Genomic DNA, 13,601 nt, shown 5'->3' on the forward strand with positions numbered 1-13,601 from the left:
GTTTTGTCTCTGTTCAGGATACCGTTTTATATTCAATTGACGGTTTATTCTTACTTTTCATCACATCATATATATAATGTGACGCTTGTACTACATTCTGTTTGTTTATTTAAAATCTTTCAAAGAACTCTTTTCTTATCGCTTCACTTTTTTAGAAGAGAAAGCATTTGCAAAGTTACGGACTTTCTTTTTAAGATGCAAATTTTTCGGAAGTTTTTTTTCAAATACCCATTATTACACCTTCACCGTGTCAACTCAACGTCTTTCCCTCTCGAAAGCGGATGCAAAGGTACAAACATTTTCCATTCCCGCAATACTTTTGACAAACTTTTTTTTCAGAAAAATTATATGAAATATGATATCTCTTTGTTAATCAATATTTTTAATCCTAACAAGCATATTACACAAATTTCCCAATAATTAGAGTCTGTTTAAATTTTCCAATAAATTAATGTTATATCATTTTCTTTTGAGTTTGTTTCCTGCCTGTTTTCCCGATTTTATTCGTCAGATAGCCCGCTATCATCCTCGTAAAATCAGAAAAATATTCTCGAAAACAATTCTCAAAATAAACATGAGCAAAATTTAAACAGGCTCAAAACGTGAGTTCGATATAAGACCCGTAACCACATGTATCGCGCCGGTGCCTAAGGCAGACCGCATCATACATGCGCTTTTCCGGAGAGACACAGTTTCCGGTGGGAGGAAACTAGAATTTCCTCAGTAGGAAACGACAATTTCTCTTCGAGGAAACGAGCGTTTCCTCGAAGAGAAACAAAACAGCAATCAATCGCCCTGCTCTTTCCGAGCCTCTTCTTCTATCTCATCAGGAACGGCATCTACACGCACATATTTGCACACGTCAGTCTCGTCTCCCACTGCAGTCCACACCATGGAGCCACTCTCTAGCAGGTCTGTCACCACATAGTCATTGTTCCAGTCACCGTTGTCATAGTCGTACACGCCGCTAATGACATAACCCTTGTATGGATCGTCCTCTATACTATAGGTTCCAGTGATGTAGCGGGCGTACATACTGTCGAACTTCTGGTAAATTTCGAAAGTACGTTCCCGGCGGCTGAAAACCACATAACAGTATGTCCCCTCCGCCAACGGAGCACCGTTCCATTCGGAAAGCTGCCATGTACCGTTTATGTTGGCCGGAGTGACATCCATTCCTGAGCCTCCGGAGTGGGAGCCGGAGCCGGAATGAAAGTCGTCTTCGCATGAGGCGAGACAAAACATTAGAGAGAATAAAAATATTGTCTTAAATAAATTTTTCATATACATTGTTTTTTATTTTGCAAAAATACAGAATAAAACCAAATCACTTGTCCATTGCAACGTTCACAGTGATAGTCCTGTCGGACGGTTTTCCGCCAACTCCTTCCACTATCAGCCGGAAAGACTTGTTCCCATTTCCGGCAGTTAAAAATACGTCAGCATCTATTCCTATCACAATGTCGGCCTCGCATCCGGGGTCTATCACTTCCGGCTCAGTCCTGAATGAAACGAACGACGGTACTATCACGGCGGAAAGCCTTAACGGAGTCGAGCCACTGTTGCCGCACAATATTCTCACTTCAGGCTTTTTGCCGGGGGCTACCTCATCGATACTCACCGACTTTGTCTTGAGCCTGAGCTTACCCATGGAGTACCTGAATCTTGCCCAAACGTCCTTTCCGGGCAAAACGTTTCCCAATAGTGTCAATCTGGCCACAGGGCTTTTTCCCATTCCCTCCACATAGACAAAAGCGTTCGTATCTATGGTTCCGGGATGGTTCTTAGGCACGTACTTCAGCGTCACCGAACCTTTTTCGCCTGACGGTATCCTTCGGGCTTCCACACCGGCAGACACGCATCCGCACGTCGTCCGGACTCTATCTATCAGTACAGGTTTGTCACTTACATTGGTGAAAGAGAAACGCACCGTCTTTGGGGAATCGTCCTCAGTAAGGGTACCGAGATGACACACGATACTGTCGAATTTCAAAATATGGGCAGCGTTCTCTTCCAAAGGAGGATTGACTATCGCCTCTACATCTTCATCGGGAAACCCGGCTTTGACCTGTGACATCAAGTCGCATGACAATGCCAGGCCCGTGAATAGAAGTATTGATTTTATTCCGATATTATCCATCATTAAAATAATTACATCCAACCGTTATCGTTAGCGGAGTTTCGAACCGTAACAACCACAGTCTGCTCTTCTCCTGCAGAAGTAGTGACGGTAAGGTTTGTAGAGCCGGCTTTCACACCGGTTACTTTCATCACGCTGCCATCTACTGTCACCGTAACCACTGAAGAGTCTGCCACACTGCAAATGTAAGTTTTCGTCTCACCGGCCTTGAAGTAGCCGGCAAGGTTTATTGAACTGGTACCACCAACGGCTACATATACGTTAGGCACTTTCATGTCTGTTCCGGCACCGGCCACATTCTTAAGAAGCAGTCCGGCATCGATAAGGCCGGTACCCATCTTCCCTACATATTCGGAAAGAACCATCTCAGTAAGAGGCGCGGAAAAATTGGAATGTCCGTAGTAGTATGTCTTCTTGCCTGTATAATATTCATCGTATATGTCTTTTACTGAAGACTTAACAAGTTCGATGAATTCCTCAGCCTTGAAGTGGCGACGTTCCTTAACGGCATATGACAGACCTAACGCCACGACTCCGGACACGTGAGGGCATGCCATAGAGGTACCGTCCATGTATCCGTAAACAGGCTGACCATTGCGTATCAAGGTTGACAATATGGAGCCTTGCGAAATGTAGTTGTTCTTATCGGCATCAATGTTCACGTCCACATATTCCGGAGCTGATTGGCCTAAAAGGTCATAATACTCGCCGTCGCCGCCAGGGGCGCACACGTCTGTCTCAACACCGTAATTGGAGTAGCTCGCCGGAGTATAACTTGCATCGACCGCGGCTACGGTTATACATTTTGAATATGCGCCGGGGAATGCCGGTTTTGCGGCATATTCATTACCTGCCGCGAACACCACTATTCCGCCTTCCACTACACCGTTCGGCGAGCCGGCATTGTTAATGAAATAATCCAACGCGTCCTTTTCGAGTGGATAAGTGGCGGCCCATTCTTCCTCCGTCTCAGGTCCGGGTGTGAAGCCCATCGCCATATTGGCATAGGCAGAGTTATACCCCCAGCTGCACTGGAGAATGACCGCACCGTTGTCGGCGGCATATTTTATGGCTTTTGCCTCTCCGTCGAGGGTCACGCCGTTCTCACCGTCGAACACCTGACACGACATTATCTTCACACCGGAATTCTGGGTGCCGTCGCCGCCGGCGATACCGCATACTCCTTCATTGTTGTTCATGGCTGCTATAGTACCGGCCACGTGAGTGCCGTGGCCTGTGTCTGACTCGTCAGACCATGACACCAATGGCGAGTTCTTCACGAAGTTGTATCCGTAAAAGTCACCCTTATATCCGTTGCCGTCATTATCATCGCCGGAAAGGTATGTCTCGTCTTCATTTTTCCATATATTACCTTCCAAATCCGGATGAGTATTCATCACGCCCTCGTCCAGAACGGCCACGATGATTGACGGATCGCCGGTGCAAAGCTGCCACGCCTCCTCGCAATTGATGTCGGAGCCGGCCTTGGAATGCGAAGCGACACCTGTTTCATCTAAGTTCAGGTCATCGAACGGATAATTGCCAACGTTGTTATAATGCCATTGGTATTTGTATCCGGGGTCGTTAAAGAAACCGTTGGAAGCGGAAAGAGCCGAGGTACGGCTTTCCAGCGCGGCCGCGCTGACGTATGTCCTCTTCATGTCGGTGCGGTATGCACGCTTTATCTCGTGGTTGGCCTGTACGGCTGAGACCTCTCCCAGTCTTGCAAGACTGTTGGCAGCCTCCTGAAGACTAGCGTTTTCATCGAATTTCACCACATACCACAGGTGAAGTCCCACCGCGCGGGTACGTTCCTCAGTGGCTTCGTCCACCGGGAAAACCCTCTCGAAACGGTATCCTCCAAGGATTTCCAGCACTTCGTCGGTAGAAGGTATTCCCGAGCGGCTTGCCGCCCCTCCGCTTCTGGAAACGGCGGAGAGTGTCTTGTCAAGGATTTCTGTCATCTCCGGCTTGAACTTGATAAGTAGTTCGCCGGATTTTGCCCCGGCGGGAATGGTTACTTCCGTTTCCGCCTCGGGGGCATCTATGGCAGGTGTAAGGGTATCGTCCGTACACGCCGCAAGCGACAGCGCGAATATCGCAGAATATAATATTTTATTATTCATCATTTTTATCCGTAAATATAGTTATTGTTTAGAAGTAGTTTCGCCGGCATCCGTGCTTCCGGGTTTCCAATCCTTTCCTCCACCCACGAACTTGTTATAATAGCCCGGATAGGCTACGCTTATATCCTCAGGATAGCCGGACTCTGTTTTGCCGTCGCCGTAATAATATACGTACCTGGTATTCACCACGTCATTCCTGTTGCTGAAACCTACCGACTTGCCATCGCTGTCTTTTCCCTGTTCCCACTGGTTCATGACAAGCGACTCCGGATCCCATTCCATTAAGAACGGGTGGAAAAGCAGCCAGTTAGGCAACTCTCCGGTAATGAAGTTCAGATTTATGCTGAAATTATGCATTCTCGGGAGCACCCTTGCTATGTCGGTGCCTTTCACTTTTTCACCAAGAAGTTCCACCTCCCTGTCGGTAAGAAGCCAGCCGCACGTATCCTTTGAAATTTTCTCGTACTTATATGCGTCGCCTTCAAAGAAGTCACTAGACAGATAGCTACCGAAGTTTGCGTCCGGTTCCATCAACTCCTCGTCTGTAGGCAACTCGCCTTCTATGAACATGTAAGAGAGTCCGAGATACTCGAGTTTTTCCCACTTGAGGAGCTCTATAAATTCCTGTCGTCCTTCGCCCGGAGAGTCCTGCGTTCCCAAATCAATATGAAGACCCAGTTTCTCGGTCGCCCAGTCAATTCCCGCCAGTTCTGAAGTGGTATCGTTTTTGCGGCAAGTAGAAAGTTCAAGGCCCTTCAGTTTTTTGAAAGTATCTTTGTCAACAACCTCGGTTATATCGGACAATTTCCGGAAATTGTTGCTTCCAAGGTCGAGGTATTCAAGCGTCCCGGCAAGTTTACCAAAGTTCTCGGGTAGCTTATAAAGCCCGTACGACACAATGGCGAGCCTCTTGAGGTGTTCCAGTTCGCAAACTTCCTCGCCAAATTCCATATCCTTGGTCTGGCGGTTGGTATTACTTGTTACGGACAATTCTTCCAAATACTTGAGATATTTTATCTCTTTCGGGAAAGTCTCTTCCTTGTTCAGGTTGAACTGCATGAACGACAGCGAACGGATACGTCCGAGCGCACCATCAGGCATGCCTTCATCGCCTTCCTCCCACAGGGTAACATTTTCCCAGTTCTCCATCTTGTCGGAGAAATTGTAAGTGAAGAGCGACTGTAGTTTCTCGTTTATCATTACCACGGCAAGAGAGTCTCCCCGGCGGTCATCGGTAATCCTTACGGCAGCTTCCTGCACCACTGTCACCACCACGTCGCCCGTAGGGTTTCCATCCTGGTCAACAAGCACCACACTTTCGTCGGTAGGGACAAGCCTGATCTTCGCTATGCGGCTGTAAGGTGCCGTATTCATGTCCCAGCGGAAACGGATGTTCACCGTTCTCGGGCGGTCCTTCCTGTCGAGGTCCACTTCAGTGTTTTGCGGCGCCGTAATCCATCCGGTGAGGTCGCTGTCCGTCAATCCGTCTTCCGAAGTCGGTTCGCCGTCCCATTCGTAGGTGATGTTTTCGTCCACCTTGAACTCAACGTTTGTGGAAACTGTCAGGTCGAAATGACGCTCGTCATACGTGCCTGAACTCTCTATCCGGATTTCGCTCTCCGAAGGTATAATCTGTTTTCCGTATCCGAACTGGTTTATGGTGAGTATCACCTCCTGGTTGTCTTCCTGGCGGTAACGTACCTGCGCCGTGCGCGCTGTCACCTCAAGGGTGGAGTCGATGGCAAGCGAGCCTTCCACGGAGCCGAAACCGTTGGCCGGCGACACGGCTACCCACGGTCTGGAGGCACTGGATACCCAGTTCCTGCCTGCGGTGACAACAATGCTCTCTGTTCCGCCGTCAGGGCCTATGGCTATGGTTTCCTTGTCGAGGGATATTCCCATGTTCGAGTCCGCCACTTCATCGTCCTTGCACGATGCCAGCAGAGAGGCAAACAGTCCCAGGCCCAACGTTATCTTACTTATATATTTCATTTTTCTACGTTTGTTAGTTTGTTTTCATTTTCAGTTTTCAATGTCCAAAGCATCGCATCCGCGTATATCCTGTGTCTTGTCATAGATAAGCATCCACAGACCGGCGCTGATGTAGGAACATACGCTCGTAACGTCCAGCGTTATGCTCGGGTTGTCCTTGACTTCCACTATCCACAGCTGTGGTGTCATCTCCTCGTCCACCTTGCGGATATCGTTGGAGCCTATCTGGAGCTGTAGCAGGCTGGGGCATTCCGTGATGCCGACAGGCCATTCGCGCAGGATTCTCCTTCCTTCCGCGTCGCGCTGGTGGCGCACTCCTATGGCTTCAAGCTCGCTACAGTTCAAAGGCTGTTCCGGAACCTTGCTGAAACAGTTGTAGCTTACGTCGAACCCTCTCAGGTAAGGAATACCCGTAGCCCTGAAGTCGTCGGGCAGCGAACTAAGCTTGTTGAAACGGAGGTCGATGGTAGAAATAAGGTTGGCATTCTTGTTCCTGCCTCCTGCCCTGTTGTTCACTATGTCACCTTCTTCTATCTTCTCGATGCCGTTGCCAGCCAGGTTAAGTGTAGTTATCGGCGATTCAGCCTGGAACAGTTCCTTAGGGAATTTCACCAGCTTGTTGTTGGACAGATTGACGGAGCTGGCGTTTATACCTTTGAAATTGTCCGGATCTGCCACGCCTGTTATCTGGTTGCCGGAGAAGTCCACACCGCCCATCACGTAAAGCGATGAGGCATCGAATATGTTCGGTATCCGCTCTATCTTGTTATTGGCGAAGTTCAATGTCTCTACATCATTCGAGAAGCTGCAGAACTTGTCTCCTATCTCGGTTATCTCGTTGTCGCTAAGCAGAAGCTGTGACAAAACTATATCTGAACCGAAACCTTCCACCTTGCCTTTTACCCCGCTGCTGGTGCAGTCGAGCATGTGGAGGTTCTTCATATGGCTCAACACTTTAAGCGGCGGGAAATTGTTGTCTTCGTTGTCTTCATCCCCGAAATCGTTATAGCCGAGATAAAGCATCTGTATCTTTGAGGCTACCGTAGTGGGATCTTCTGAACCGTCCCCGCTTGTACTGCCGGTAACGAGCCTTATCCACTGCTCCTTCATTTTCATTCCGCGGTTGCACGCAAGGTTCAGCACCTGCAGTTCCGGAAGATGAAGCACAAATTCCGGTATCTCGGTAAAGTTCTTACAGTTGTAAAGCTCCATGTCGGTAAGGTCTTTGAAGTTTCCCCAATCCCATGATTCATCCTTCCATTCTTCCTCGTAATCCCTTGTAGGAACGCCTTCAACCGGATTTGGAACCCAATCTGTAAATACTTTATCCGCCGTTATGGTAGAGTTCGCGATAAACAGGTTCTGCAGTTTTGTTAGTCTCATCACCGCCTTGGATATTTCCGTAATCTCGTTCGTGACCGCACCTATCTGCACGTCTTTCGGGCTTATGCGGGTACTTTTCTTTATGGCTTTCTGCTTCGGGTCTCTGTTTATAACCCACTGCAGCATTTCCGACAAGTCCTCGCGCGAGTCTTTCTTCAGGAATAGGTTGGCGTAATTCTCGCGCACTTTCTTTTTGTCAGCTTCGCTCATGTCGGCTCTCAGCGAGGCTGTGATGTTGCCTCCCAGCTTCTCGTCGTGCGCTCCGAAAGCCAATATCCTCAGTTCCGTGAGCTGGCCTATCGCATCAGGCACTACTCCTTTCGCTCCGAATCCGGCTATTGTGAGAGCCGTCACTCGGCCATTGTCGTCCAGCTGTACGCCCGGCTGTACGCCCCACATATCTTTCTCCTTGTTGAAGTTCCAGTTGGCTCCCGCCGGATAAGCCTCTCCCACATAGTTCCATTCCGGACCGTTCAAGGCCTTCCATATCTCATAAAGAGCCATGTAGTCTTTTATCTTTTCCGAAGTCTCAGAGAGCAATACGGGTACTTCGGCGTCCTTGGTCACTTGGTTGTCTTCCACGGTGAACGCTGTTCCCTCTACTCCCGTGCCTATTTCGAGATTGTAAGTTACCGCTCCCGACTTCCTGTAAGTGGAGTATTCCACCACCTGGTATTCGCCCGCGGGAACCCATACAAGTGAGTCCGTATAGGCAATCTCGCTTGAATAATACTTGTCGCCAGTCTCGGAAGGCACGTCGCCCTGTTCCGAGTCGCTATAGTTCAGTTCTTGTCTCACAGGAATCTTTTCAAGTTCCACCGTAGCCTGTGTAAAAGTATTCCTCAGTGTAATGTCCACCATGTCTATGTCGCTGAACAGGTATGTCTCTTCCGACGGTGTCGAAGCTCGTGAGTCGCTCACCCACGACTTCATCAGTTTGAACTGTACCTGTCCCCTCTCCTGCACTTCGGCGGTAAGGTCGTGCACGGTAAGCTCTCCCGGACGTACCTCTATATCGCCCGACGCATTGTAGCTGCTTACCACCTCGTCCACCTTGTCGAGCAGTCTGTAGCCCACCATGGTGTATGTTCCTGCCATCAATTGCAGTTTGTCGCTACGCATGCCGTACTCCGCATTTTCCGAGTTGTAAGAGTTCAGCACAAGTGTCTGTGTGATGGAAGTACCGTTGTAATTAAGCTCGACCTCCACTTTCTGTATGTCACTCAGCATTTCTGAAGCAGCACGCGAAGCCGGTGTTTCCTCCGCCGGCTGGTACGAGGCTGCCTTGTAAAGCTTGAACTGCACATAGCCGTACTCGCTGCCCTGCAGTCCTTCGTCGTCCTTACAGCCTGTCACTGCCGTACAGAAAAGTACGGCAATGATAGGTGCAAGAAACAGTTTTATTATTTTATTGTATGTTGTCATTTAATTGTTGTTTTATTAGTTTCCTAATTCCAATCTACAGAATGAAGCGATAGTACCGTCAGAATTCTTGACTACTATATCATAATGGTCAGTAAGAGTACCGGATATAGACAAGCCATATATATCAACATTAGACATTTCGGATTGTATCCATAATGAACCTTGACGCTTATCTTCAGAGCATGTTATACCACTATCGGTTGACAAATTGGACATGGTCTGTCCATCTCCTCTGCCAACAGCCTCAATAATGATTGGCATGCCGCTAACTAACCCCATTTCATAAATATCTTTTGGTATAACAATTTTCCAAACATTTGATACATCGGCTAAATCTGCATATTCTGATTTTATACTTTCAAGTTCAGAGCTTTCAATTTTTACAGACTCAATATTTGATAATCCTACATCACTATAAGACATCAACGTTCCACCACCATCTATCGCTCTCGAAATAAAACTGATTTCTTCTTGAGCCACATTTTTCTTAGCTTGAGTAATAGAAGCCATTACGAATGTACTGAATTCTGACTTCAAATCTCCAGCCGTAAGAGGATTACCCTCACTGTCAACATCTCCTTCACGAATCAACAAATAGTCATTATAGTTTGTTCCATATTCATCGACCAAAGCCTTTGGCAGAAGCACAACTATCGCCTCCCTTTCTTCTTCGGAATCATTTGCTTTTACTGACAAAGTCACAACACCATCAGTTGTAGGCTGCGTTACTTCCACCCAGTTCAGTTCTTGTTCAAAATCATATCTATAAGCAAAACTTTGGTCAATCATTCCACCCTCTCCATCTGAAATATCAGGAAGTTCGTACTTCTCAACCAATCCTTTCAAAATTACAAAATCATTAGAGTTCGCAGTAATAGTCGAAGAAACCGACTGTTTCTGACCTTCCTCAGTATTGATTGTTCCATCAGCATCTACAGACAATCCATTGTGAGCCGATTGGATAACCAAAGCCCTCTTGTCGAAACCTTCATAAGAAACCGGAATGTCTATTCTTCTTACTTTGTCTGTTTCCGCTGTTTCAGCGTCAGAGGTATAAAAAGATATTACATCACCTGTGTTTTCTATCGGATATCTGATGTCGTTTTCACTTTCAGTATTGAAAGTAAAGTCATAGGCTCCAGTTTCCTGATTAATACTCATCGTCAACCATTCCGGATATTGAAGACCTATCTCCATGCCGGCTTCGGCGGAAGCTCTCAACGAAGTAGTTACAACATTTGCATTATTGCCTTTTATTTCCAACGGAGTTGAAGAACTGTAAGATATGTCTCCTGCCTCATTCGTAACCACAAGGTTCTGATATTCCCTCATTCCGCGGGTTATCTTATAAATAACCTGCTCCTGCGATGCCATAGAAAGTGTAATCTGCGCAACGTCTGCTGAAGTATAGTTCCAGCTTGCATCGGAAATCTCTACTTTCAGAGTCTGGTCGCCGGCCTTTCCCGAAGCTGTCGTTTCTTTGATCTCTCCGTTTACGAACCTGCACCATGCGGCATCGCTCTTCAGGGTCCAGTCGAGGTTCGCGCTAAATGTTATATCGAGGCTTGCAGAAAATACATTATTTCCATTTTCGTCCGTAGTCTCAGTAAGAGTAACCGTCTGTTCCTTCAAATCCGGGAACTGCGGTGTAACAACTTCTTCATCGTCCTTACAGCCTGCTAATACCGCAACAGCGGACAGCGCGAGCATAAGGTAAAACTTTACTGACATTTTCTTTAAGTTTTTCATAATTCCTTTTTTTAAGTCATACAATAATATAATAAAATGTATATGTTTTTTTAATGTTTAATTTTATGTACTTTTTCTTTCGCTTGTCCGAAAGAAAAAGATACCAAAAAGAAAGTACACCGTCTGCGCCCGTCGGGCTACTCCGAAGCCTCTTCCGGCCACTCAAGCTGAAATCCGTCCGGAGTAGCCCCGGAGCGTCAGCGCTTGACTTTTTTCTTTTGGTATCTTTTCTTTTTGTGTCAAGACAAAAAGAAAAGTACATCCAACGAAAGAAAAAGTACATCCGACAAAAAGAAAAGTACATACATCAATATCCATCTTCCATCAAGTCCTCCGCCTCGCCGTCGCTTATCCACTCGTAGATGGTAGCGTAAGTACCTACGGTTCCGTAAAGGCTACCATCCTTGTTGAACACCTGTACGGAGACGTACTGCATGACGAAGTTCTCGCAGGAACTGTAGTAAGACACATATCCCGAAGGCTGGGTCATCATCAGTTTGCCGTCGCCATAGACGGTATTGAAAGCCTCGCCTGTGGTGCCGCACTGAGTGTCGTCCATCTCTATATATGGTTCGGCCACGTCGTCCGTCTTGAACTTCAGCTTCACGTCGTATCCCTCATAATAAGGCCCGTGGAGTATCACTGTGTTTTCCTCGTCGGGCGACACCTCCGTCTTTATGAGGCGGCTCGTCAGCCCCTGAGTGTTGTTAACGGTACTTGAATAGTCAAGAAAATACAGCGATGTGACCAAGCAATATCCCGAAAAGGCGTTTATGTCGAAAGGACATACCTTCTGCAATACCACGTTGGCATCCGTCCCGTACAAATCCCACTTGTATTCGTCGGGCACTATAAGGCGCAGCGCGAAGCCGAGCGAGTCCGAAATCCCGATATTCTCGTATATACCCTTCACCTCCACGTATCCGGCCATCTCGCCCGCCTTGATGGTGACATTATTGTTAAGCAGGCGGTAATGCTTTCCTTCCACGGCGTTGCTCTTGCTGTCTATCACCTCAACGGCGAAAGTACGGTCACGGTCTGACTTCACGGTGGCTGACACCGGAACTTTGAACGTCTCGCCGCTTTCCTGCACGGGATAGTTGTAAATGGTATCGGAAAACATAAGATAATCGGGTCCGCTGTAGGACACCCTCTTCTCGTCGCATCCCGACAGCCCTGCCACGGCGGCAACGGCCGCCATACATCCAATAAATAAATTCTTCATTACCATATGTTTTATTTCTTATTTGTTACTTTCATTCGGTTGCACTTCGGAACCCGGCGAATCTAGCTCGTGCTGCGGTATCGGCCATACGAAGAGAGGGTCGTCGGCTTCCACCTTCAGGCTGCTGCCGTTGGACAACGACTGTTCCTGCGGCTCGCGCTCGAAGCCCTTGTGCCAGCGTTTCAGGTCGTTCAGGCGGAAACCCTCCATGTAGAGTTCCTTCACGCGTTCCTCCTCTATAATGTCCATGGCGTCATCCTCGCTCATGGAAACGCTTCCGCTGAAGGAGGAATAGCGCGCGCGGCGTATTGATGCTATGTCGTCGCCAGCGTCGCCGTATCTGCCGTTCTGCACATAAGCCTCTGCACGTATCAGGTACTGCTCGGAGAGGCGGAACACCTTAGGCATCGTGACGTGGTATATGTTATACGAGATGAACTGCTCGTTGCCGAAATACTTGATGAGCAGCGGCCATGTAAGCCCGTGGGTGTAGCCGGTGGTAATATTGCTGAAGAAAGCGTCATACCTCAAGTCGCTCGCGTCATAAAGATTGAGCACCCACGCAGCCGGCACATAGTCCGGACGGAACGACACCATGTCGTAGTTGGCAAAGACCTGGCCCAAGGCTCCCCCGTAGGAATTGATGGTGAACGCCACCTTCCATATTATCTCGGTAGAGGTATCGTATGACCACATATACTGGTAATAGCTCTGCGAGCTGGTGGCCATCAGCGTAGAACTGGAAAGAGCGTAATAGCCGCTGTCTATGACCTTGGACGAATATTCTATAGCCGCGTCCCAGTCCTGCATGTAAAGAGCCACGCGTGCGCGGAGGGCATAGACCGTATATTCGCAAAAATACTCCAGGTCGTAAAGTCCGCCCTCGTAATCGTCCTCCACCTTCAGAAGCTCCGCCGCGCGGTCGAGGTCGTTTATCACGAATTCATATGAAGTCTTCAGGTCGGAACGAGTCATAGTCTCGTCGCCACCGTAGTGTTCCGTAAGGATTACACCCAGTTCCTGCGTCATGTCCCGGTCTTTCTCATAAGGCTTGCAGAACAGCTTTATAAGCTCCGAATAAGCCAGGGCGCGCGCGAAATACGTCTCGCCGCAACACTGGTCGAGCTTGTCCAGCTGGTCGTCGTCGGTAGTGCTTTCGCGTACCGCGTCCACCCTGTCGAGCAGGAAGTTGCAACGGTTTACGACATCATAAAGAGAACCGTAAACGCCTTCTATGTCCGTATTGGTGGAAAGTATGTCGTTCCATCTCCAAACCTCGCCGTAAACATTCGTGTTGTTGTTTATGCCATACACAAGGTCTGTCTGTATGTCCGGCAGGAGCGTCAACGCCCCGGAATAGAGGTACGAGCTTTTGAAAGCGTCGTAAATGCCAATCACGGCCAGATTGACGTCGTCCACCGTCTGTATGGACTCGTCGAACGTCATGGCGTCGGACGGATATTTGTCGAGGCATGACACCGTAGAGAACGCCAATACCGCCGGAAGCAGGTAATATCTGATTTTTCCAAACATATTATTCTTTACTATATATTATATTTAT

Annotated in this window: 8 protein-coding genes and 1 pseudogene; all 9 read right to left on the reverse strand. The window is 48.0% G+C overall.

Annotated features, from left to right (window positions below; all coding sequences use genetic code 11):
• Positions 1-786: 786 nt before the first annotated feature.
• The 9 genes and pseudogenes from H6A61_RS04175 to H6A61_RS04210 all read right to left on the reverse strand — a co-directional run bounded on the left by H6A61_RS04175 (position 787) and on the right by H6A61_RS04210 (position 13,573).
• Positions 787-1,284, reverse strand: coding sequence for a lipocalin family protein (locus H6A61_RS04175; RefSeq protein ID WP_204391272.1), 498 nt, complete (start codon positions 1,282-1,284; stop codon positions 787-789).
• A gap of 43 nt (positions 1,285-1,327) precedes the next feature.
• Entirely contained in the window at positions 1,328-1,651 is a 324-nt protein-coding gene (locus H6A61_RS15920; RefSeq protein WP_239469104.1) for a hypothetical protein, read from the reverse strand.
• A 51-nt stretch (positions 1,652-1,702) separates the two neighbouring features.
• A pseudogene (locus tag H6A61_RS16275) lies at positions 1,703-2,143 on the reverse strand (DUF1573 domain-containing protein); the annotation flags it as partial.
• A gap of 8 nt (positions 2,144-2,151) precedes the next feature.
• Complete coding sequence (locus H6A61_RS04185; protein ID WP_204391419.1) at positions 2,152-4,266, reverse strand: S8 family serine peptidase; 2,115 nt, start codon at positions 4,264-4,266, stop codon at positions 2,152-2,154.
• Positions 4,267-4,287: 21 nt separating this feature from the next.
• Entirely contained in the window at positions 4,288-6,258 is a 1,971-nt protein-coding gene (locus H6A61_RS04190; protein ID WP_204391275.1) for a BACON domain-containing protein, read from the reverse strand.
• Between the two features lie 30 nt (positions 6,259-6,288).
• Positions 6,289-9,066 (reverse strand): DUF4458 domain-containing protein, encoded by a 2,778-nt coding sequence (locus H6A61_RS04195; RefSeq protein WP_204391277.1) that lies wholly within the window; start codon positions 9,064-9,066, stop codon positions 6,289-6,291.
• Between the two features lie 15 nt (positions 9,067-9,081).
• Positions 9,082-10,815 carry a hypothetical protein gene (locus tag H6A61_RS04200; RefSeq protein WP_204391279.1) on the reverse strand — a complete coding sequence of 578 codons (1,734 nt, stop codon included), beginning with the start codon at positions 10,813-10,815 and terminating at the stop codon, positions 9,082-9,084.
• A gap of 307 nt (positions 10,816-11,122) precedes the next feature.
• Positions 11,123-12,040, reverse strand: a complete 918-nt coding sequence (locus H6A61_RS04205) for a DUF4984 domain-containing protein (protein WP_204391281.1) — start codon at positions 12,038-12,040, stop codon at positions 11,123-11,125.
• Between the two features lie 18 nt (positions 12,041-12,058).
• Positions 12,059-13,573 (reverse strand): RagB/SusD family nutrient uptake outer membrane protein, encoded by a 1,515-nt coding sequence (locus H6A61_RS04210; protein ID WP_204391283.1) that lies wholly within the window; start codon positions 13,571-13,573, stop codon positions 12,059-12,061.
• Positions 13,574-13,601 lie beyond the last annotated feature (28 nt).

It is taken from the genome of Bacteroides caecigallinarum (assembly GCF_016901995.1).
Classification (GTDB): Bacteria; Bacteroidota; Bacteroidia; order Bacteroidales; family Bacteroidaceae; genus Phocaeicola; species Phocaeicola cellulolyticus.